The sequence below is a fragment of the Oceanicaulis sp. genome, from assembly GCF_965249665.1.
GTDB lineage: Bacteria > Pseudomonadota > Alphaproteobacteria > Caulobacterales > Maricaulaceae > Oceanicaulis.
The window spans coordinates 2,354,699-2,376,568 of sequence record NZ_OZ252247.1 but is presented as its reverse complement, the minus strand read 5'-3'; the positions used below and the strand labels follow the sequence as shown (position 1 = coordinate 2,376,568).

Annotated in this window: 17 protein-coding genes; 10 read left to right on the top strand and 7 right to left on the bottom strand. The window is 60.6% G+C overall.

What is annotated here, in order from left to right; translation table 11 throughout:
* Positions 1-20 precede the first annotated feature (20 nt).
* Complete coding sequence (locus tag ACP154_RS11410) at positions 21-2,306, bottom strand: NADP-dependent malic enzyme (protein ID WP_421859093.1); 2,286 nt, start codon at positions 2,304-2,306, stop codon at positions 21-23.
* Positions 2,307-2,373: 67 nt separating this feature from the next.
* Positions 2,374-3,906 (bottom strand): NAD(P)H-hydrate dehydratase, encoded by a 1,533-nt coding sequence (locus tag ACP154_RS11405; protein WP_421859095.1) that lies wholly within the window; start codon positions 3,904-3,906, stop codon positions 2,374-2,376.
* A 148-nt stretch (positions 3,907-4,054) separates the two neighbouring features.
* Here ACP154_RS11405 and ACP154_RS11400 point away from each other — a divergent pair, with 148 nt between their 5' ends.
* The 4 genes from ACP154_RS11400 to ACP154_RS11385 all read left to right on the top strand — a co-directional run bounded on the left by ACP154_RS11400 (position 4,055) and on the right by ACP154_RS11385 (position 10,327).
* Complete coding sequence (locus ACP154_RS11400) at positions 4,055-4,393, top strand: P-II family nitrogen regulator (protein WP_107713080.1); 339 nt, start codon at positions 4,055-4,057, stop codon at positions 4,391-4,393.
* 53 nt (positions 4,394-4,446) lie between these two features.
* Positions 4,447-5,853 carry a type I glutamate--ammonia ligase gene (gene glnA, locus ACP154_RS11395; protein ID WP_107713079.1) on the top strand — a complete coding sequence of 469 codons (1,407 nt, stop codon included), beginning with the start codon at positions 4,447-4,449 and terminating at the stop codon, positions 5,851-5,853.
* Positions 5,854-6,064: 211 nt separating this feature from the next.
* A complete protein-coding gene (locus ACP154_RS11390; protein WP_421859098.1) occupies positions 6,065-9,412 on the top strand; it encodes an autotransporter outer membrane beta-barrel domain-containing protein in 3,348 nt (1,115 codons plus the stop codon).
* 240 nt (positions 9,413-9,652) lie between these two features.
* The gene (locus tag ACP154_RS11385; RefSeq protein ID WP_424993785.1) at positions 9,653-10,327 is read left to right on the top strand and encodes a hypothetical protein; all 675 of its coding nucleotides are present in this window, start codon (positions 9,653-9,655) and stop codon (positions 10,325-10,327) included.
* Here the strand turns inward: ACP154_RS11385 and ACP154_RS11380 are convergent.
* Positions 10,324-10,728, bottom strand: coding sequence for an ACT domain-containing protein (locus ACP154_RS11380; protein WP_421859101.1), 405 nt, complete (start codon positions 10,726-10,728; stop codon positions 10,324-10,326). The genes ACP154_RS11385 and ACP154_RS11380 overlap by 4 nt on opposite strands.
* Positions 10,729-10,810: 82 nt before the next feature.
* Between ACP154_RS11380 and parE the strand changes: the two genes are divergently transcribed.
* Positions 10,811-12,973 carry a DNA topoisomerase IV subunit B gene (parE, locus tag ACP154_RS11375; protein WP_421859103.1) on the top strand — a complete coding sequence of 721 codons (2,163 nt, stop codon included), beginning with the start codon at positions 10,811-10,813 and terminating at the stop codon, positions 12,971-12,973.
* 23 nt (positions 12,974-12,996) lie between these two features.
* Here the strand turns inward: parE and ACP154_RS11370 are convergent, their stop codons facing one another.
* Positions 12,997-13,833 (bottom strand): penicillin-binding transpeptidase domain-containing protein, encoded by an 837-nt coding sequence (locus ACP154_RS11370; RefSeq protein WP_421859105.1) that lies wholly within the window; start codon positions 13,831-13,833, stop codon positions 12,997-12,999.
* Between the two features lie 208 nt (positions 13,834-14,041).
* Between ACP154_RS11370 and ACP154_RS11365 the strand changes: the two genes are divergently transcribed.
* The 5 genes from ACP154_RS11365 (at position 14,042) to ACP154_RS11345 (ending at position 20,375) form a co-directional block, all read left to right on the top strand.
* Positions 14,042-15,469, top strand: coding sequence for an amidohydrolase (locus ACP154_RS11365; protein WP_421859108.1), 1,428 nt, complete (start codon positions 14,042-14,044; stop codon positions 15,467-15,469).
* The gene (locus ACP154_RS11360; protein WP_421859111.1) at positions 15,469-16,743 is read left to right on the top strand and encodes an amidohydrolase family protein; all 1,275 of its coding nucleotides are present in this window, start codon (positions 15,469-15,471) and stop codon (positions 16,741-16,743) included. The genes ACP154_RS11365 and ACP154_RS11360 overlap by 1 nt, the downstream gene beginning before the upstream one ends.
* Before the next feature lie 172 nt (positions 16,744-16,915).
* Positions 16,916-18,421, top strand: coding sequence for a DEAD/DEAH box helicase (locus ACP154_RS11355; RefSeq protein WP_421859113.1), 1,506 nt, complete (start codon positions 16,916-16,918; stop codon positions 18,419-18,421).
* A 95-nt stretch (positions 18,422-18,516) separates the two neighbouring features.
* Positions 18,517-19,578 (top strand): GGDEF domain-containing protein, encoded by a 1,062-nt coding sequence (locus tag ACP154_RS11350; RefSeq protein ID WP_421859116.1) that lies wholly within the window; start codon positions 18,517-18,519, stop codon positions 19,576-19,578.
* A 47-nt stretch (positions 19,579-19,625) separates the two neighbouring features.
* Positions 19,626-20,375 (top strand): TMEM175 family protein, encoded by a 750-nt coding sequence (locus tag ACP154_RS11345; protein ID WP_421859120.1) that lies wholly within the window; start codon positions 19,626-19,628, stop codon positions 20,373-20,375.
* On the opposite strand, the gene ACP154_RS11340 is transcribed toward ACP154_RS11345, so the two are convergent.
* The 3 genes from ACP154_RS11340 to ACP154_RS11330 form a co-directional block, all read right to left on the bottom strand.
* A complete protein-coding gene (locus tag ACP154_RS11340; RefSeq protein ID WP_421859123.1) occupies positions 20,372-20,977 on the bottom strand; it encodes a glutathione S-transferase in 606 nt (201 codons plus the stop codon). The two genes, ACP154_RS11345 and ACP154_RS11340, sit on opposite strands and share 4 nt — an antisense overlap.
* Before the next feature lie 75 nt (positions 20,978-21,052).
* Entirely contained in the window at positions 21,053-21,412 is a 360-nt protein-coding gene (locus ACP154_RS11335) for an iron-sulfur cluster assembly accessory protein (RefSeq protein ID WP_107713070.1), read from the bottom strand.
* 10 nt (positions 21,413-21,422) lie between these two features.
* The gene (locus ACP154_RS11330) at positions 21,423-21,869 is read right to left on the bottom strand and encodes an SUF system Fe-S cluster assembly protein (protein WP_107713069.1); all 447 of its coding nucleotides are present in this window, start codon (positions 21,867-21,869) and stop codon (positions 21,423-21,425) included.
* Between the last annotated feature and the right edge of the window lies 1 nt (position 21,870).

Below are 21,870 nucleotides of genomic sequence, written 5' to 3'. Positions count from 1 at the left end.
GCAGGGATTAAGGCTCTGCCCTATGTCGCTTTCTGCGATGGCGTATGATTGAGATCGTAGGCCGCCAGCCCCGCCAGATTGACGATGTCGGACACGTTCGAGCCCACACGCGCCACCTGGACCGATTGCTCCAGCCCGATCAACAGCCCCTCGATCACGGTCGCCCCGCCCGCAGACTTCAACAAGCGCGCCGCAATGGACGCGGAATGCACCGCCGGCATTACCAGAACATTCGCAGCGTCAGACAGGCGCGAGAACGGATAGCGCTCGCGATGATTGGGGTCGAGCGCGATATCGACCGCCATCTCGCCTTCATACTCAAAATCGAGATCAAGCTTATCCAGCTTGCTGACCGCGCTCTGGACCTTGGTCGTCCGTTCGCCGGGCGGGTTGCCGAAAGTGGAATAACTCATGAAGGCCACACGGGGATCGAGCCCCAGCCGGCGGGCGGCGTGGGCGGCGCCGACGGCGATCTCGGCCAGGCCGTCAGAATCGGGGAATTCGGTGACGTTTGTGTCCGCGATGACCAGCATCTTTCCGCGCGCCAACGCCACAGTCAGGCCAATTACGCGCCCCCCCGGCGCCGGATCCAGCACCAGCCGAATATCGCTCATTGTGTTTGTGAAATGGCGGGTGACGCCCGTGACCATGCCGTCCGCATCGCCGAATTTGAGCATGCAGGCGGAGAAGACATTGCGATCATTATTGACCAGGCGCTGGACGTCGCGGCGCAGATAGCCCTGACGCTGAAGCCGCTTGTAGAGCCAGTCCGCATAGTCAGCATTGCGATCAGACAGACGCGCGTTCTGGATTTCCAGTACATCTTCGGGCAGTCCCAACTCGCGCATATTGGCGCGGGCGATCTCTTCACGCGCCACCAGCACCGCCTTGCCCAATCCCTGGGACTGGAAGGCGAAGGCGGCGCGGATGACACTCGGCTCTTCGCCTTCAGCGAAAACGATACGCTTGTCAGATCCGGAAATCGCCTGGGTGACGCGTTGCTGCAAGGCTGCGGTCGGATCAAGGCGACGCGCCAGCGACTGCCGGTATTTCTCTTCATCCTCGATCGGAATGCGCGCCACGCCGGTTTCAATCGCCGCCCGCGCCACATAAGGCGGCACAAAGCTGATCAGGCGCGGATCAAAGGGCGACGGGATGATGTAATCGCGACCAAACCGCAACCCGCTGTCAGACTTGTTGGCGGTGGACACCTCGTCTGGCACGTCCTGACGGGCGAGATCGGCCAGGGCGCGAGCAGCGGCGAGCTTCATTTCCTCATTGATTGTCCGTGCGCGCACGTCCAGAGCGCCGCGGAAAATATAGGGAAAGCCAAGTACATTATTGACCTGATTAGGGAAATCAGACCGCCCTGTAGCCACGATAGCATCCGAGCGCGCCGCGCGGACTTCGTCGGGCATGATTTCCGGCGTCGGGTTCGCCATGGCGAAGAGTATCGGATCCGCCGCCATGGACTTCACCATGTCCTGACTGACTATGCCGCCCGCTGACAATCCCAGGAACACATCCGCGTCCACCATCGCCTCTTTGAGCGTGCGCAGATCCGTTTCGCGGGCATGTTGCGCCAGTCGGTCGTGCAGATCGTTGCGGCCGGTATGAACCACGCCGTTCACGTCCACCACGGTGACATTGTCGTGCTGAACGCCGAGCGATTTCACCAGCTCCAGCACGGACAGGCCTGCCGCCCCGGCGCCGCACAGCACCAGCTTGATGTCTTCAAACTTGCGATTGGTCAGATGGCAGGCGTTGATCAAACCTGCTGCGGCGATGATTGCTGTGCCGTGCTGGTCATCATGAAAGACCGGGATATCAAGCTTCTCGCGCAGGCGCGCCTCGATCTCGAAGCATTCCGGGCTTTTGATGTCTTCGAGATTGATGCCGCCAAAGCTGTCACCGAAACCGGCGACGCAATCCACGAACTTGTCAGGATCGGTGTAATTGATCTCCAGATCAAAGCCGTCAATGTCTGCAAAGCGTTTGAACAGGACCGCCTTGCCTTCCATCACAGGCTTTGATGCGGCCGCCCCCAGATTGCCCAGCCCCAGGATCGCCGTGCCGTTGGACACCACCGCCACGGTGTTGCCCTTGGAGGTGTAATCATAGACTGCGTCCGGGTTCTCCGCGATGGCCCGGACCGGCGCTGCAACCCCCGGCGAATAGGCCAGGGCCAAATCGCGCTGGGTCGCCATCGGCTTGGTTGGAATCATCGCCACCTTGCCCGGCGGGCTCGCGCGGTGAAATTCCAGCGCGTCTGCGTCGGTCGAGGAAAGCTTTTCTGTGTCGGACATGGCGATGATGGATCTATCTGCTCTGGGAAAGTCGTGAATGAGCTATACGCGTCTGCGCGCCCGCTTGCTACACCATGTGTGGGTTCAATCGCTGCAGAGCCGCCTTGCGAAATTGCGCCTGTGAAACAGCGTCAAGCGCTTGGGGTAATTGCGTAAGCACCGTGTCCGCCGTACCGCCCGGCCCCAGGCGCCGTCCTGCATCGCCATGTATATAGACCGCCGCGCAGGCCGCCTCCTGCGCCGGTGCGCCCTGGGCCAGAAAAGCGCCGATCAGCCCGGCCAGGACATCGCCCGTACCCGCCGTCGCCAGACGCGCGCTGGCGTGCACATTGACCCAAGCCGAGCCATCTGGCGCAGCGATCACCGTATCCGCGCCCTTGAACACCACCACTGCCCCACAGCGCCGGGAGGCTTCTCTTGTGCGCTCAATTTTGTTGCCTGCATGCGCCGCCTCAGTGAGGTCGGGAAAGAGCCGTGCGAATTCTCCGCCATGCGGGGTCAGAACGCAGGTCTCATGAAGGCGCTCAAACAAAGCTTCCGGCACATCCTCAAAGACGCTGAGTGCATCAGCGTCGAGCACAAGGGGGATTTTAAGATCACAAGCTGAGCGCACTTGCGCTTTCAGACGCGCGCTGATCCCGGCTCCCGGACCGATAACAGCCGCGCTGGCCCGGTGATGTTCGAGCACGTCGCTGAACGGTGCGTCAGCCTCATACTGTCGCGCTACAAGGCTTTCAGAGGAGGACGCGATCTCGTTGAGCGCGCCCTGCCCGGACAGGACAGTGACAAAACCGGCGCCGCCAATCTGACCCGCGCGAGCCGCCAGACGCGCCGCACCGGTCGCGCCGCGCCCGCCCGCCAAAACACAGAGCCGCCCCCGGCTGTGCTTGTGCGCATCTTGATCAACTGACGCGCCCGGCACGCGCCACAGATCGGGATGGTTGAGCGTCGCACAAGGAGCGGCCTGTTGGCTCCAACCGTCGGGTATCCCAATGCCGCACAAGACGACCTTCCCGCATAGCGCACGTCCCGGCGACAACAGATGCGCAGGCTTGAAGCGATGGAAGGTGACGGTCAGGTCCGCACGAAAGACTGGCCCCTGCCCCGCAGCCCTATCGCCTGACAGGCCGCTGGGCGTATCCACAGCCACACATACGCCAGCATAGCCTTGGCTCTCTTGCGCCAACCGTGCGGCTTCCCCCTCTAGGGGCCGACTCAGTCCTGCGCCGAACAAGGCGTCAACGATCAAGCCGTGATCGCTCAGACGGCAGGCGCTTAGCGGGTGAACAGGTCCGCTCCAGCCCGACGCAGCCCAAGCGGCGTCTCCGCTGAGGCCTGAAACGTGCGCGAGCGTGAAAACGCGGACCGGCCAGCCCTTATCGCGTAAGCACTGGGCGATGATCCAGCCATCGCCACCATTATTGCCTGGCCCGCAAAGCACCGCCGCCTCACGCGGCGCCCAGTTTTGCGTGATGGTGTGGGCGGCGGCCTCCCCCGCATTTTTCATCAACACCTGGCCCGACACCCCGTGCAAAACCGCATAGGAATCCGCCTCTCCCATCGCGGAAGTGGTCAGGATGGCATGGGGCTGCTCAGACATGATCAAAGACATCCTTGCAATTCGCATTAGTATCGAGCATCCGCGCCTCATAATCGAGCAACAAGGAGTATACGCACCCCTGTACGTGGCTCCGGCTTGCAGCGTTGGACACGTGGGCTAGCGTCCGTCTGGCGAGCGGAGGCCCCGAATGAAAAAAATCGAAGCGATCATAAAGCCGTTTAAGCTGGACGACGTAAAGGAAGCCCTGCAAGAGATCGGACTGCAAGGCCTGACCGTTACAGAAGCCAAGGGCTTCGGACGCCAAAAAGGGCATACCGAGCTGTATCGCGGTGCAGAATATGTCGTGGACTTTCTGCCCAAGATCAAAATCGAACTGGTCATTCCCGATGACCGCGTCGAAGCCGCCATCGAAGCGATCCAGACCGCCGCCCAGACCGGGCGCATCGGCGACGGCAAGATCTTCATTCTCCCAGTGGAAGGCGCGATCCGCATCCGCACCGGCGAGACTGATGACGACGCCATCTGACCCCCGCAAGACAACGCCCGCCAGCACCCAAAGCCAGCCATAAGGACCTAACCATGTCTGCTGAAAAGATTCTCAAGCAAATCAAGGACGAAGACGTCGAGTTCGTCGATCTGCGGTTCACCGACCCGCGCGGCAAGCTGCAACATGTCACCTTCGACGTGGACATGGTGGATGAGGACTTCTTTGAAGAAGGCTCCATGTTTGACGGCTCTTCCATTGGCGGCTGGAAGGCCATCAACGAGTCCGACATGGTTCTGATGCCCGATACAAGCAGTGCGTATATCGACCCGTTTTTCCAGCAAACCACCCTGTCCATCGTCTGTGACATTCTGGAGCCGGATTCAGGCGAAGCCTATAATCGCGATCCGCGCACCACGGCGAAAAAAGCCGAGAATTTTCTCGCCGCCTCCGGCATAGGCGACAAGGCGTTCTTCGGTCCGGAAGCCGAATTCTTCGTGTTTGACGATGTGCGCTGGTCCACCGCGCAGAACAACACCTTTTACGCGCTGGATTCCGATGAAGGCCCTTACAATTCCGGCGTCAAAATGGACGGCGGCAATCTCGCCCACCGCCCTGGCCCGAAGGGCGGATATTTCCCGGTCCCGCCGATCGATTCGCTACAGGACATGCGCTCTGAAATGCTGTCGGTGATGAAAGAGCTGGGCCTGCAGCCAGAAAAACATCACCACGAAGTGGCGCCGTCGCAGCATGAGCTGGGGATGAAATTCTCCACCCTCACCGAGATGGCCGACCGCATGCAGACCTATAAATACATCGTGCACAATGTCGCCGCCGTTTACGGAAAAACCGCGACCTTCATGCCCAAGCCCGTCCATAACGACAACGGCTCTGGCATGCACGTGCACCAGTCGATCTGGAAAGACGGCAATCCGCTGTTCGCAGGGGATAAATACGCCGGCCTGTCCGACACCTGCCTGTATTATATCGGCGGCATCATCAAGCATGCCCGCGCCATCAACGCGTTCGCCAACGCCTCGACGAATTCCTACAAACGTCTCGTGCCGGGCTTTGAAGCGCCGGTTCTGCTCGCCTATTCGGCGCGCAACCGTTCGGCGTCCATCCGCATCCCGCATGTGCCGTCCGCAAAGGGCAAGCGTCTGGAAACCCGTTTCCCTGATCCGGCGGGCAACCCGTATCTGACCTTCGCCTCATTGCTGATGGCGGGCCTGGACGGTATCGAAAACCAGATCCATCCCGGCGACGCGATGGACAAGGACCTCTACGACCTGCCGGCCGAAGAGCTCCAGGATATCCCGACCGTTTGCTCGTCCCTGCGCCAGGCGCTGGAATCACTCGACGCAGATCGCGACTTTCTCAAGAAGGGCGGCGTCATGGATGATGACCAGATCGACGCCTATATCGATCTGAAGATGGAAGAGGTCACCCGTATTGAGCATCATCCGCACCCGGTTGAGTTCGACCTGTATTACAAAGTCTAGGCTCAGGCTTACACTTCGCGGCAATCGGCCGCCCCGGATATCTCCGGGGCGGCCGTTCTCATTTGGGAAGCGGTTTCAGGGAAAGCGCGAAAAATGGCTGCGGCGCGCGGGCTTGCAATGGTCGACGTGCGCAAAACCATGGGCTAGAAAGACGGGATGACGCACGTTTGGTTCACAAGTTGTGAACCTGCGCCTGACCGGAGACCGACGCATGCGCCGCAGCCTTTTCGCCGCCGTTTCCCTGACCGCCCTCATCGCGTCGCCATCCTGGGCGCAAGTCACGATCAATGACGAACGCACCGAACCGGTCCAGACTGCTGATGCAGACGGGTCCGGCAACGCCGATGACATCGTCATTGGCGCGAACGGACGCGTGACGTTGATAGGCGTTCCGGGGCCCGCCGTGCACGTCAATTCCAACAATGACCTGACCACGAACAATGGTTCGGTCATCCGGATCAATGACCGCGACTCCGACGGCGAAGCCGTCAATGTAGACGGCGCGGTCGGCGTTCAGATGGATCCAGGCGTAGACAGCAATTTCGTTCATAATGGTCGCATCCTGCTCAATGACACGGATACGGGAGTGGACAGCGGCACCGACGATCTGATCGACTCAGATGGTGACGGACAGGAAGATGATCCGGATCAAGAAGCTGACGGTCCCTTCGCTCAGGACCAGAACAAGACCGGCATTCTGATCGGGGCTGTCGACGCCGATTTCAATCCGCTTGACAATCAGGCCGCCGTCACCGGGACTGTGAACATCACCGGCACGGGTTCTGTTATTGTGCAGGGCCAGAACAGTTTCGGCGTGAGAGCGGTCACTGATATTAACGGCGATTTTCTCTCTCAAGGCACAATCAGCGTCACTGGCGAAGACAGTCGCGGCGTCTCTTTGGAAGGAGATGTCAGCGGTGACGTAGAAATAAGCATCGTCACATCTGTGTCTCCAGGCGGAGAAGGTGTCGCCATTGAAGGAGATGTCGGCGGCGGCATCCGTGCGACCGGGACTATTCAAGCCTCAGGCTACCGCACCTCAACCCGTTACAATGAAACGCTCATGGCCTTGTTTGAAAGCGAGGCGGAAGCTGCTGAACGCGGAGATGTCGCGGACAATCTTGATTCCGGCTCCGCGTTTCTGATTGCAGGGTCCGTAACTGATGGCGTCTTTGTATCCTCCGGCGGGAGCATCCAAGCGTTCACGGGGGGCGGTGCAGCACTGGAAATCCGACCCGATGACACGGGCGCCGGCGATCTTGTCATTGGCGAAGTCACCTTGCCCGACGATTTCACCAGCGATCGGATCGATGATGACGACGATCGCGACGCGCTAGGCTATGGCGTGGTCAATGAGGGTTCAATCAACAGTGGCGGCGTATTCGACGGCAAAGACGTCACAGCGTTCCTCGTTGTTGGTCGCAACGATAATGGCGTCCTGCGTTCCGTGATCTTGGGCGCGGGGGGGCTGTCAAATGTGGGCCGGGTCACGGCCACCACTTTTGACGGGCGCGCCGTCGCAATGCGCTTTGGCGAAGGCGCCCAGGCAGAGACGTTGAACAATACCGGCTCGATACAGGCTGTGTCTGGTTTGGGACATGCCGAAGACGGCTTCGCCGACGATGCGTATGGCACGGCTGAAGCCATCGCTATTGATCTCGATGAGAACTCGCAAATCCGCAAAATTCTTAATGAGACCGGCGTCATTTCGGCTTCACTGACCGGCGGAGGCTTGAGCGCTACTGCCATCCGCTCAAACGACGATAGTCTTGAAGAAATTCGCAATACGGGCAATATCTCGACATTCGTCAGCAATATCGACGACGCATTTTCCACAGACGACATTGACCTCATCGCCATTGACGCGCGCAATAATCATGGCGGGCTCAGCATCATCCAGGAGCAAGGCTTTGATGATGACGGGGAAGCGTTGGCCGCGCCTGCCATCAATGGCGACATTTTGCTGGGCGATGGCGACGACCGTGTCGAACTCATGGCCGGCGCAGTAAACGGCGACATTTCCTTCGGTCTGGGCGCTGATGTCCTGATCATCGACAACTCCACGCTGAACGGCGCTTTGACCGATGCGGACGGTGATCTGGTTGTGGACGTCACCAATGGCCAGATCGGCCTGACGGGCACGGATGCGCTAGCATTGCGCGACGCGATTTTCCGCAATGGCGGCGTCTTGGAAGTCACCATCGACACTGCTGACCGTTCCAACGCCTTTCTGAACGCGTCCGGCTCGGTCACTTTTGAAGAAGGCTCTTCGCTGTCTGTCGGACTTGATAACATGATCGGCGAAGGCGGCGTGTTCGAGATCGTCTCCGCAGGCGATCTGACGCTGGCGGATGAAGCTGGCACGCTGACCACCTCAGGGTCTCCCTTCCTCTACAACGCGTCGCTGGAGCGTTCCAGCACAGACCAGAACAAGATCGTTCTGACGCTTGCGCTCAAGACCGCCGATGAACTGGGCATGCACGCCAACCAGGCGGCGGCCTATGACGAAGCCCTCGCCGCTTTCGAAACCATTGAAAGCCTGGGCGCAGCCTTTGCGAGCCTGCGTAGCGCTGAGCAGTTCTATGGCGCGTACGATCAGCTGCTGCCTGAATACGCCGCCAGCGCCATCCAGTTCGCCCTCGCCTCAAATGATGCGGCGGCCGGCGCGCTTCAGGGCCGCTTGAGCAATGCACGTCTTGCGCCCGACAATCTGGCAGGCGTCTGGATTCAAGAGTTTGGTTATTATGCTGACCGCTCCGGCTCCGCTCTCGGCCCCGGCTATCGCGGTCAGGGCGTCGGCCTCGCCGTCGGCCTGGATCGTCCAGTGGGTCCGTTCTACGCCGTCGGCGTTCAACTTGTGGGCGCCGCCAGCGAGATCGAAGAAACACACGGCTTTGATCAGCCCATGGTGTCTCTGACCGGTCAGATCGGCGGCTATGCCGCGATGGATCTTGGCGGGTTTGATGTCTCGGGCAATATCGGCATCGGTTATGATTACTTTGAAATCGACCGTGAAATCCGAATTGGTGATTTCAGCGCTCTGACCAGCGCCGACTGGAGCGGCTGGCACGCCACCGCAAGCGTGCAGGCCGGTCGCGATTTCGCCTTTGGCGCGTGGGTGCTGCGTCCTGAAGCGTCCGTGACTTATCTGTCCTTGTTTGAAAGCGGCTATACCGAGGCTACCTCTGGCAGCAATGCGGATGCGGTCAGCGACCTTGCGCTGACTGTGGATGACCGCGATTCCTCGATCCTCTTGGGATCGGGTACGGTATCGCTGGCGCGCCACTTCGGAACCGACATGTCCTGGTGGGCGCCGTCAATCCGCGTCGGTTATCGCGGTGAATTCTCAAGCTCGGGCGGTGAGACCACTGCGCAGTTCGGCCAGGACGGCAATCCCTTCACCCTGCGCTCCCAACAGCTCTCCAATTCCGGCGCACTTGTCGGCTTCGGATTAAGCGCCGGGTCCAACTACTCGACGTTCACCTTTGCCTACGACGCCGATATTCGGGACGATTTTGTTCGCCATGTGGCCCGGCTGGTCATTCGCCTGACCTTCTAGGCAACAACCACACATAGGCCGTTTGCACGTCACAGGGGAATCTGGTAGAGCTTGATTGGTCTTCCTGTCCTGACCCCATGCATTGACGGCGAAGACACGGGTCGGCGCGTGCGACGCAGGCGCGCCGACCCTTTTTTATGACCATCGCTTCGCTCAGCTGATCCTCACTGAAGCTGCGGGCGGCCTTTGGCCTTGCGAACCGGGTCGGTTCGGGCCTCATGGGACCATCACTTCGCTCAGGTGATCCTCGCTGAAGCTGCGGGCGTGTTTCATCGCCGGTTAACCGTGTCCGGCGAGACTGTACTCATGGTCATCAGGTCACTCATCATCGGCGTTCTGGGCCTTGTACTGCTGTCGGGTTGCGCCTCCGGGCCGCCTGACCAGGTCCATGACGCCTGCCTGATCCTGGAAGACAATCGCAGCTGGTGGCGCGACCTGCAGCGCACCGAGCGCCGCTGGGGTGTTTCGCCTGGAACCCAGCTCGCTTTTTTGAAAAAAGAATCAAGTTTCAACCGCAACGCGCGCCCGGCGCGGCGGCGTCTGCTGGGGGTCATTCCCGGCGCGCGCCCCTCTTCGGCTTTTGGCTACGCTCAGGCTCTGGACGGCACCTGGGACTGGTATCGCGAAGACACGGGACGGCGCGGCGCGGACCGGAACGATTTTGGCGATGCGGTGGATTTCATCGGCTGGTACGCCAACAAATCCCAACGCCTGTCGGGGATTTCTCTCGATGACCCGTATTCGCTTTATCTCGCCTATCATGAGGGGCATGGCGGGTATAACCGGCGCACCTATCGCAGCAAGGACTGGCTGTTGCGCGCCGCGCGCACCGTCCAGACCGATGCGGCGCGCTATGATCGACAGATCAGCCGTTGCGAACGACGGCTTGGGCGCAGGCTGATCCCGTTCTTCTAGGCCCTGCCCCGGTCTGAAAGCTTCTTGAGCACACACAGTGCGTCGTCCGCTCGCTCCTCTGGCACAAACACATGGTCATGGTGTAGCGCAGCGACGATGTTCGCGCTCACCCCTGCCTCAGCCAGCGCCTGACTGACCGCCGCCGTCAATCCCACGGCCTGCAGCGCCGAGTTTACGTCCAGGGTGATGCGGCGGCAGATGAAGACAGGTTCGATCCCTTGGTCTTTGAGCCGCGTGAGCGGCGCAATCACCGAACGCCCCTCCGACTCTTCAAAGATCGCGATGGGCGTTAACGCGCCTAGCGGCTGCGAGCTTGGCAGTGCGGCATAGGCGTAGCGCTCAGGATCAAGCCTTGGGCTCAATTGGCGCAATAACACGTCCAGATCGGTGATAGGCGTCATGATCGACTTTCCACATGGCAATGCGGCCCGGGCTGCGTCCCCCACTACACGATGGGCCGACGCTAGGGCAGATTACGCTGTGATGGCTGATGATTCGCAAGACGATCTGTTTTCCGCTCCGTCGGCGCCCAAAGGGCCCGCGACGCCGTCCGCCCCGCGCGAGACGGCGCCTGCGCCTGCGCCCAAGTCACAACAGCCTTCAGAGCCGCCCAGTGCGCCTTCGCAAGAGCCTGTAGCGGCAGCACAGAAGCCGGCGTTAAAGCCCGCTCCCAAACCCGCCAGCCCGCCGCCTGCAGCGTCCGCTGAGAACAAGGGGTATGACGCCTCCTCCATCGAAGTGCTGGAAGGGCTGGAGCCGGTCCGCAAACGCCCAGGCATGTATATCGGCGGCACGGATGAGCGCGCGCTGCACCATCTGTTCGCAGAAATACTCGACAACTCCATGGACGAAGCGGTGGCGGGTCATGCCGACCGTATCGAAGTCATCATGGACGAAGACGGCTTTGTCTCGGTCAGCGATAATGGCCGCGGCATTCCGGTCGATCCGCACCCGAAATTTCCCGACAAATCCGCGCTCGAAGTGGTGATGACCACGCTCCACGCGGGCGGCAAGTTCTCTGACAAGGCGTACCAGACCGCCGGCGGCCTGCATGGCGTCGGCATTTCTGTGGTCAACGCGTTGTCTGAACGGGTCGAGGTGGAAGTCGCGCGCGACAAGACGCTATGGCGTCAGATTTACGTGCGTGGCTTACCGCAAGGCCCGGTGGAAAGAGTCGGCGCCGCCCCCAATCGCCGTGGCACCACAGTCCGGTTCAAACCCGATGCCGAGATATTCGGGCCGCGCGCCGTCTTGAAAGCGCCGCGCATTTTCAACATGGCGCGCGCCAAGGCCTTCTTGCGCCGCGGCGTTCAGATTCGCTGGAAATGTCCCGAAACTCTGGTCGAAGGCACCGAAATTCCAGCCGAGACCACCCTCGCCTTCCCGGGCGGCCTCGCCGACCGGCTGACCGAGCTGACGCCGACTTCCGCGCTCGTCACCGAGCAGTTCTCAGGACGCGTGGAGCGAGACGGCCGCATGGGCGCCGTGGAATGGGCGGTCGCCTTTTCCGAAAACGGCTTCGGCCCCGATGACAGCTTTTGCCAGAGCTATTGCAACACCGTTCCCACACCCATGGGCGGAACCCATGAACAAGGTCTGCGCGCGGCGCTATCCAAAGGGCTGCGTGCCTATGGCGAGCTGGCCAATGTGAAAAAAGCCGCCCAGATCACCGCCGACGACGTCATGGGCGGCGCGGGCATTCTGGTGTCGGTCTTTATCAAGGACCCTGAATTTCAGGGCCAGACCAAGGACCGTCTTTCGACCGCCGAGGCCGGGCGCCTTGTGGAACAGGCCATACGCGACCAGTTTGATCACTGGCTCGCCGGTCGTCCCAAAGACGCGGCCCGTCTGGTGGAATGGGCGGTGGAGCGCGCCGAGGATCGTCTCAAGCGCAAGCGCGAAAAAGAAGTCAAACGCCAGTCTGCGACGCGCAAACTGCGCCTGCCGGGCAAACTGGCCGACTGTTCGCAAAACTCAGCAGACGGCGCCGAGCTCTTCCTGGTGGAGGGCGATTCTGCAGGCGGATCGGCCAAGCAGGCGCGCGACCGGAAGACCCAGGCCATCCTGCCCCTGCGCGGCAAGATCCTGAACGTCGCTTCCGCCACCGCCGACAAGATCGCAGCAAACCAGGAAATCTCTGACCTGCTATTGGCCCTGGGCGTACAGCCCGGCAAGAAGTTTGATCTTGAGGATCTGCGCTATGAGCGCGTGATCATCATGTGTGACGCCGATGTGGACGGCGCCCATATCGCGGCCTTGCTCGCGACCTTCTTTTACAAATTCCTTCCCGGGCTCATTGAATCTGGTCGCCTGTTCATGGCGCAGCCGCCGCTCTATCGCCTGACCCAGGGCGGCAAGACACTCTACGCTCAGGATGACGCAGAAAAGGATCACCTGCTGGAGACCGCCTTCAAGAAGGGCAAGGTCGAGGTGGGCCGGTTTAAAGGTCTGGGCGAGATGACCCCGCCTCAGCTCAAATCCACCACCATGCTTCCCGAAAGCCGTTCACTGGCTCGTGTGGTGGTGACGCCAGAAATGCGCGAAAGCGCAGACGCGCTGGTGGAAACCCTGATGGGCAAGAAGCCAGAGCTGCGCTTTCAGTTCATTCAGGACAATGCCCCCTTTGTGGAAGACGTGGACGTCTGAGCACAGACGTCCACACGTTCTAATCAGTCAATTTGTGCCGTCACATCGCTGAGCAGACGTTCCGCCATCTCGCGCCTGAAGGTGCGAATGCCGCCGTAACTGAGTGCTTCTGCATGCAGCGCAAAGACGATGGGGGCGCGGTCCTGTCGGACCAGATAGCCCACATACCAACCCTCGAACCGGCCCTGCATATTGCCCAGGTCAACAGGTCCGGAACCGGTCTTGCCGTGCAGCGCGCCGTCCGCACGGTCACCGGCGAATGAGACCTCTTCCAACGCTTCAAGGCTGGTTTCGCTGACGTCCAGCTCGCGGCTCAGGAGACGGTCGAGAAAGCTGACCTGTTCGGCTGGCGAAACCTCAAGCGTGTGATCGAGCCAGAACAGGTCCGAGCCGTCCGCGACATCAGCATCGCCATACGCCCAGTCCGATAGCGTCTCACGATAGGTCTGTGTTCCGATCTCGACCGCCAGGTCGCGAAAGGCCCAGGCGGCGGAGCGCTCAAACGCGGTTCGCACGGTTTGATCCCGCCGCCAGTCTTGCGGCCAAAAGTCGGAGGCAGGACGACGTGTGGGATCCCACACCAGGTCCATCTCCAGGCTCTCCGCCACGCCGCTCTCGAGCGCGATGATCAAATTGGGAATTTTGAAGGTCGACCAGGGCGTGCGGCGCTCATCAACCGCGCTTGCCTCCAGCACATAATCCGTGCCGGTCTCCAGATCGCGCGCCATGAAGCTGACCTGCCGGTCGCCAATCTCTTCAGCATGTGGCGCACGATCAAGTTCGACTTCAGACTGCGCCAGCGCAGAACCGCTGAATCCAAGCGCGATAAGCACGCCCAGACGGCATACGAGTGCGTTCATGTCTCTACTCTCCTCCTCACTTGCATCCCGGGTACGGAGGCATCAAGGCGAAGACAGGACCAAACTGGCGCTTTTACAAGGAAAACGCGCTTCCGCCCCCAGCTGACGTTATCAAGTAACCTCTTCCCTCAGCCCGTGGAATTGAGCCAGTCTGCGCCCCTACGCGATCCGCGTCTCGCCAATGACGCGACAATAAGGGGAGACTTCTGTGCACAGAACACTCAAAGCGCTAGGCGCGTCGATTGCGGCTTTGTCCGCTTTCGGCCTCGCCGCGTGCTCGTCTGAAACCGGATCCGGTTCAGGATCCAGCGGCGATGTCGACGTCGTCCGCTTTGACGCCAACCCATATCCCAGCACCTATGAACCCATTCCGTCCGGCGTCACCCTGATCACAGGCGCAACCGTGTTTGACGGCGTCGGCGGGGAGCTGGATAATACCGACATCCTGATCGAGAACGGTCGCATCGCCGCAATCGGCCAGGGACTGCAAGCGCCTGACGGCGCGAGTGTGATCGACGCACAGGGCCGCTTTATCACGCCCGGCGTGGTCGATATTCACTCGCATCTGGGCGTGTACCCTTCGCCGTCTGTGAATGCGCATTCAGACGGCAATGAAGTTACGAGCCCGGTCACGGCTGAAGTTTGGGCCGAGCACGCCATCTGGCCGCAAGATCCCGGTTTTGATACGGCCCTAGCGGCAGGCGTGACGACGCTGCATATCCTTCCGGGGTCCGCAAACCTCTTTGGCGGACGCGGCGTCACCCTGCGCAATGTGCCGTCTCGCTCGGCGCAAGGCATGAAATTCCCCGATGCGCCCTACACGCTCAAAATGGCGTGTGGCGAAAACCCCAAGCGCGTTTACGGCAATCGCGGCCAGGCGCCGGGCTCACGCATGGGCAATGTGGCGGGCTATCGTGAGGCCTGGCAGCGCGCGACGGAGTATCGCCGGTCCTGGAACGCCTATTGGGACGCAGCTGAAAACGGTGAAGACGCCAATCCGCCCACCCGCAATCTCGAGCTGGACACCCTGATGGGCGTGCTGGACGGCGAGATCCTGGTGCAGATGCACTGCTATCGCGCGGACGAAATGGTGCAGATCCTCGATATGGCCGACGAGTTCGGCTATCAGGTCACAACCTTCCACCACGCCGTCGAGGCCTACAAAATTCCTGACATCCTGGCCGAGCACAACACCTGTGCGGCGGTCTGGGCGGACTGGGGCGGCTTCAAAATGGAAGCCTATGACTCCATACGCGAGAACCTGCCGCTCACCCATGCCGGCGGCGCGTGCGCCATGATCCACTCCGACAGTGATCTGGGGATACAGCGTCTCAATCACGAAGTCGCCAAGGCGCTCTCTGATGGTCGCCGGATGGGCCTGGACATCACAGACGCGGAGGCGGTGAGCTGGTTCACTTCGGCGCCGGCCCGTGCGCTTGGTATTTTTGAAGAGACCGGATCCATCGAGGAAGGCAAACGCGCCGATATCGTGCTGTGGTCAGGTCATCCCTTCTCCAGCTACGCGCTGGCGGACACTGTCTATATTGACGGCGCCCTCATGTACGACCGCGCTGATCCCGAACGTCGCACCATTCGCGACTTCATGCTGGGTCAGCCCGGTGAAGGAGACTACTAATGAAAAAGCTCCTGACATCCTTAATGCTGGCCGCCGCCGTCATGGCCCCCGCCAGCGCACAAACGACACTGATCCACAATGGCCGCGTGGTGACCAATACCAGCCTAGGCGTGATTGAGAACGGCGCAGTGGTCGTTCGTGACGGCGTCATCGTATCCGTCGGCGAGTCCGGCGAATTTCAAGATGAGTCCGTGACCGTCATCGACGCCCAGGGCGGCTGGATCACGCCGGGCCTGTTCCACCCGCACACCCAGCTGGGACTGATCGAGGTGGGCGCCGAGCCCTCCACCCATGACGATGCGGCGGACGAGTCGAGCTTCACCGCAGCGATCGATGTGGCGGACGGCTTCAACCCGTCCGGCACGCATATTGATTCCGCCCGTATCGAAGGTTTGACCCGGTTTGCGGTTCACCCCAACACCGGTTCGGCCATCCTGGCCGGTCGCGGGGCGCTGGCGGACGCCAGCGGCGAGCCGGACAGCCTGTTCGCCACGCGCCGGTTCATGCTGGTGGACATGTCCCAGTCGGGCGCTCGCACGGCTGGCGGATCACGCACGGCGGCCTGGGCCTTTCTGCGCGCCGCCATCGAAGACGCCCGGTTCTACCCGGGACGTTACATGTCGCACCATGAGGGCGACGCCATTGACCGCTATGACGCGGCCGCCCTGGTGAGCGCTGTGCGGGGGGAGATCCCGCTGGTGATGATCATGGACCGGGCGGCGGATATCCGCCGCGCGATCACCTTCGCCGCCCAATACCCCGCCTTCAACATCATCATCGCCGGCGGCGCGGAAGCGCATCTGGTGGCCGATGAGCTGGCGGCGGCGGACATTCCGGTCATCTATGACCCCATGCGCAACCTGCCCGACAGCTTTGACACCCTCGCCTCCACCAATGAAGGCGCGGCGATCATGCATGCCGCGGGCGTCCAGCTGGCCTATACCACGGTGGGGTCGGATCTGTACTTCAACCCGCGCCTCCTGGCCCAACACGCCGGCATCGCTGTCGCGCACGGGGCGGACTGGGCTGACGCTTTCCGGGCGATCACCCTGACACCGGCTGAAATCTACGGCGTCGGCGACCAGTATGGCGCGCTGGCGACGGGATATGTGGCGGATGTCGTGGTCTGGGATGGTGATCCGCTCGAGGTCATGAGCGCGCCGACTCATGTGATCATCAACGGCGAAACTCAAAGCCTTGAGACCCGTCAGACACGTCTGCGGGACCGCTACGCCCAGGTGGCGGATGATCACGCCTACGCCTATGAGCACTAAATCGCGTCCCTAAAACACCACACTAGGGCGATTTAGTCACAGAAAAGGGTCGGCCGCGTTGACAGCGCGCGCCGGCCTTTTATGTTCGCGCCACGCAGATGCGCCGGAGTGATCGGCGCCGGTATGACGAGATCGACCCCGATCTTGGCCGATTAAGCGACTTCAGAGGCGCATGACGTTTGAAGACCTCGGGCTGAGCCCCGCACTCCTTTCAGCTATTGCTGACGCTGGTTACGAAAAGCCCACCCCGATCCAGGCGGGCGCTATTCCCGTAGCGCTCACCGGACGCGACGTGCTGGGCATCGCTCAGACCGGCACAGGCAAAACCGCATCCTTCACCTTGCCCATGATCGAGCGCCTGTCGCGCGGCCGCGCCCGCGCTCGCATGCCGCGCTCTCTGGTGCTGGCGCCGACGCGCGAGCTGGCGGCGCAGGTGGCCGATAACGTCAAGCTGTACGCCAAGAACCACAAGCTCAACATGGCGCTCCTGATTGGCGGCGTCTCGTTTGAGCCGCAAAAGCGCATTCTCGATCAGGGCGCCGACATCCTGATCGCCACGCCGGGACGGCTTCTGGACCATTTCGAACGCGGCGGCCTGTTGCTGACCGGCGTCGAAATCCTCGTTATCGACGAAGCCGACCGCATGCTGGACATGGGATTCATTCCCGATATCGAACGCATTCTCAAACTGCTGCCGCCGCGTCGTCAGACTCTGTTTTTCTCAGCCACCATGCCGGCGGAAATCAAAAAGCTGGTCGACACATTCCTGCGTGATCCCGAGCGGGTTGAAGTGACGCGCCCGGCCCAGACCGCTGAAACCATCACCCAGTACATTCTGCGGGTGTCGGACAATCAGGCGCGCACCAAGCGCGAAGCTCTGCGCGCTGCGATCAATCGTGACGGCGTGAAAAACGGCATCATCTTCTGCAATCGCAAGCGCGATGTGGATATTGTCGCCCGCTCGCTGCAACGTCACGGCTTCTCAGCTGCACCGATCCACGGCGATCTGGACCAGAGCCAGCGGATGAAGACCCTCGCCGATTTCAAGTCTGGCGATCTGCGTCTGCTGGTCGCCTCTGATGTCGCCGCTCGAGGCCTGGACATTCCGGCGGTGAGCCACGTTTTCAATGTGGACATTCCGCGCAATGCCGATGATTACGTCCACCGTATCGGACGCACCGGTCGCGCCGGCCTGAAAGGCGAAGCAGTGACCCTGGTCTCGGCTGAAGACGCCAAGGCGCTCGCCAAGGTCGTCAAGCTGATCGGCAAGGAACCTGAAGAGCTCAAGCTTGACGGCGCGGCCAAACAAGCGTCCGGCACGCCCTCTGCAAACCCTGTCTCATCTGAAGCTGCCAGCGACGACAAGCCCAAGCCTCGTCGTCGGACGCGCTCGCGCAACAAAGCCGACGCCAGCAAAGCGAAGGCCGACGCCTCCGAGACCTCTGATGCAGCCGCGTCTGAGGACGCGCCCGCCATGGCGGAAGCCCCGATTGAAGCACGCGCTCATGAAGAGTCCCAGCCCAAAGAGCATCCGGCGCCCAGAGAGCGTTCTTCGCGGTCACAGCGCGCCTCGCGTCAGGACCGGTCTTCGCGACAGGACCGTCATGAACGGGACGCCTCTCCGGTTGGTTTTGGCGACCATGTTCCAGAATTTTTGCTTCGTCCCGCCTTTCCCTAGGCAAAAAATAGTCTGCGTTTACCCGATCTTTTGATTCACAGGACATACTTTCCGCCAAGAACCGCTCAATAGCGGTCTAAGGTCAGGGGTATGCTTTGAACGGTCGTGCACACGCTGCTGAAGGGATCGAAATCGGGCGCAAGGCGCTGGATTTGATGGCGAGTCTCGGACTTGTACCCACGCCGCATAACTATGCGGTCTTTACAGCATATGTATCTGACACAATTCCCGAATTATGCTCAGTCATTCAAAGGCATATTGATCGGGACGAGCCCTTGTCCTCTGAACTTCTAGAGGATCTCTACGACACGCATTTCAGCTTCAAACGCATCCAGAGCGCTGTCCTGGATGCGGGTGGCGCCATGAGCCGTGAGCTGGGTTCCGTCGTTCAAACCCTGCAGGATGCTGAACGCGACACCGCCGCCTATGGCGCGGAACTCGCCGGCGCCACGGGCCGCCTGGACAAGGTTACAGACGCCTCTGGAATCAAACAGATGGTTGAAGGCCTGGTCGCGGCGACAGCTCGGATGCAACGTCGGTCCCGCGATCTGGAACGCCGCCTCCAGGAGACCAGCCAGGAAGTCAATCAGCTGCGCAGCAATCTGGAAAAAGTGCGCGAAGAAGCGATGACGGACGCACTGACCGGGATCGCCAATCGCAAACGGTTTGACGAATCCATGCGCAAGTCGCGCCGGGATGCAGACCTGAACGGCACGCCGTTCTCACTGGTGCTGTGCGATATCGACCATTTCAAACGCTTCAACGACACCTGGGGCCATCAGACGGGTGATCAGATCATCCGCTTTGTCTCCGCATGTCTGGCCCGCTATGCGTCAGAGCATCATGTGGTGGCCCGCTATGGCGGTGAAGAGTTCGGGATTGTCATGCCGAACACCTCGCTGCAGGACGCCACTGAGATCGCCGAGAAAATCCGTCAGGTTGTTGAAAGCAAACGCCTCTTGCGCAAATCCACTAATGAAGATCTGGGCAATATCACGATCTCCATGGGTGTGTCACAATTCAGACCGTCTGAAGTGGTGGAGTGCCTGATCGAGCGTTGCGACGCCAATCTGTACAAATCCAAGCAGCAAGGCCGCAATAAGGTCACCGTCGATGGCGACTCATTGCCCAACCGCCAGGGTATCGCCGCCGCCTGAGCCGCGCCCTGACATTTGTCAGCTATTGTTGTCATCCTGACTCAGGCATGCTCTGCGCCACCACAGCTGGCGAGGTTCAGAGCATGTCTCGGTCATATAAATTGCACGGCGAGAAGAACTTTCAGTGGCGCGGAATGGATGTGTCGCGCATTGAAAATTTGTCCGACATTGTGTTCGCGCTCGTCCTCGCTCTCGCCGCCACCCAATCCATTCCTCAATCCTTTGAAGAACTCACCGGGCTGTGGCGAGACGCCTTGTCCCTGGCCGCTTGCTTTGGACTGATCATTTTTCTCTGGCGAACGCATCACGTCTTTTTTCGGCGGTATGACTTGCAAGACTCGGTGGTGAGCACGCTGAACGCCGTTTTGCTATTTCTTTTATTGGCTTACATCTACCCGCTCATGTTCATGACTGACTTTGTCGTGAACCTCTACACGGGTGGATTCTCCCAGGAACAGCCGCCGGGAGACGTTCTCGCCTATGCTCAGATCAAGTGGCTGTACCTAATTTACGGGGGCTTTTTCGCATCCGTATTCGGTCTGTTCGCCCTGCTCTACGCCCATGCCTTGCGCCATGCAGACGATATTGGGCTGAACGAGCGCGAACGGGTTTACACGCGCTATGAGGTTGAATTTGCGCTCGGCGTACTGACGTTGTCAGTGGTGATCATTGTTTCCGCATTCGTGCTGCCCACAATCCTGTCGCCCTATGTCGGCATGGCCTACAGCCTGATGGGTCTCGTGGCTTGGATCTGCGGCGCCCGCGCTGAATCCCGTTTGAAACGCGCTGGCGCCTAGGCGCCAGATGGCGGACGGGTCTGTTCAAAACTGGCGCGCTGATCCCATCGCGCAGCGAACACCGCCAGATCAGGATAACGCTCCCGCCAGTTCAGCTCCGCAAATCTCAGATCGAGATAATGAAGCGCGATAGCGACGCTCAAGGCGCCCAAATCAACCGATCGCTCATATTGCGCGCGGCCATCATTAAGCGCATCCAAAGTCCGCCGGATGCCGCGTTCCCATCGCTCTGACCAGAAATCCCATTGCTTGTCCGCGTCACGCTGCATCTCGATCCGGCGACCGATGGTCAGATCGATCAGCCCGTCCGCCAGCGCCTGCTGTCGCATGACCAGGATCCGACTCTCGCCGCGACGCGGGATCCAGTTCTCCTCATCCATACTGTCGACGAACTCGCAGATCAGCGGAGAATCCATCAGAGCCGGCGCGCCATCGCGCTCCAGCGCCGGCACTTTGCCGAGCGGATTAATGGCCAAAAGATCTTCTGGATCACTCCGCGGATCGCACTCGATCACTTCGATCTTGCGCTCGAGGCTTTTCTCGATGATCAGCGCCCGGCATTTCCGTGCATAGGGCGAAGTGGGAGAGACATACAATTTCACAGCGCCAGTCCTCTATTGGGATCGGCATGTGGACGTGCTGCCCGTTGAAAGGCAAGTGAAGGATGCAGGCCCAAACTACTCGATGAGCTGTGCGGGCGCCAGAGTCACACTCTCACCGCAACCACAGGCATCGGTTTCGTTAGGATTGCGGAACACGAATTTGGCGTGCAAGGGCGTGATTTCATAGTCAATCTGCGCTCCCAGCATGAAGAGCAAGGATTTGGAATCCACCACAATCTCCACGCCTTGATCCTCAACCCTTTCGTCCAGCGCATCCGGCTCTGATACGTAATCCATCACGTATTCCATGCCGGCGCAGCCGCCGTTTTTGACGCCGACGCGCAAGAAGCCGGCGTCGCGATCCGCCATCAGTTTTTTGACGCGCTCTGCGGCGGCTTCGGTCAGGGTGACGGCTTTGGGTCTGTGTCGGGCCATGATCGGCTCCTTAAAACATGTTCAGCGTCAGCTTGGCTTCGTCAGACATGCGGTCCGGCGTCCAAGGCGGATCAAAGGTCAAGGTTACGTCGGCGCGCTCCACCCCTTTGACCGTCTCACACGCATCGCGCACCCAGCCCGGCATTTCACCGGCCACCGGGCAGCCCGGCGCCGTCAGGGTCATTTCGACCTTCAGACTATGGTCGGGCTCCAGATCAACCTGGTAGATCAAGCCCAGCTCGTAAATGTCGACCGGGATTTCCGGGTCAAACACCGTCTTCAGAGCCTCGATCACATCATGGGTGATGCGCTCGATCTCTTCTTGCGGAATATCGTGATCCGACGCGGCGTCCGCTGAGGTTTCCGGCTCAGCCGGAGTTGGCGCGTCCAGGGTCATGGACGGGGCGGCGCCCAGATCCATCATGTCGCGTTCAGAGCGTTTGTTGTCAGTATCCATG

Coding starts and splice junctions, on each gene's coding strand:
- ACP154_RS11370 (WP_421859105.1), bottom strand. CDS start 13,833: ATGAACGCACTCGTATGCCGTCTGGGCGTGCTTATCGCGCTTGGATTC.
- ACP154_RS11355 (WP_421859113.1), top strand. CDS start 16,916: ATGACGTTTGAAGACCTCGGGCTGAGCCCCGCACTCCTTTCAGCTATT.
- ACP154_RS11390 (WP_421859098.1), top strand. CDS start 6,065: ATGCGCCGCAGCCTTTTCGCCGCCGTTTCCCTGACCGCCCTCATCGCG.
- ACP154_RS11335 (WP_107713070.1), bottom strand. CDS start 21,412: ATGGCCCGACACAGACCCAAAGCCGTCACCCTGACCGAAGCCGCCGCA.
- ACP154_RS11405 (WP_421859095.1), bottom strand. CDS start 3,906: ATGTCTGAGCAGCCCCATGCCATCCTGACCACTTCCGCGATGGGAGAG.
- ACP154_RS11360 (WP_421859111.1), top strand. CDS start 15,469: ATGAAAAAGCTCCTGACATCCTTAATGCTGGCCGCCGCCGTCATGGCC.
- ACP154_RS11380 (WP_421859101.1), bottom strand. CDS start 10,728: ATGACGCCTATCACCGATCTGGACGTGTTATTGCGCCAATTGAGCCCA.
- ACP154_RS11410 (WP_421859093.1), bottom strand. CDS start 2,306: ATGTCCGACACAGAAAAGCTTTCCTCGACCGACGCAGACGCGCTGGAA.
- ACP154_RS11345 (WP_421859120.1), top strand. CDS start 19,626: ATGCTCTGCGCCACCACAGCTGGCGAGGTTCAGAGCATGTCTCGGTCA.
- parE (WP_421859103.1), top strand. CDS start 10,811: ATGGCTGATGATTCGCAAGACGATCTGTTTTCCGCTCCGTCGGCGCCC.
- ACP154_RS11330 (WP_107713069.1), bottom strand. CDS start 21,869: ATGGATACTGACAACAAACGCTCTGAACGCGACATGATGGATCTGGGC.
- ACP154_RS11400 (WP_107713080.1), top strand. CDS start 4,055: ATGAAAAAAATCGAAGCGATCATAAAGCCGTTTAAGCTGGACGACGTA.
- glnA (WP_107713079.1), top strand. CDS start 4,447: ATGTCTGCTGAAAAGATTCTCAAGCAAATCAAGGACGAAGACGTCGAG.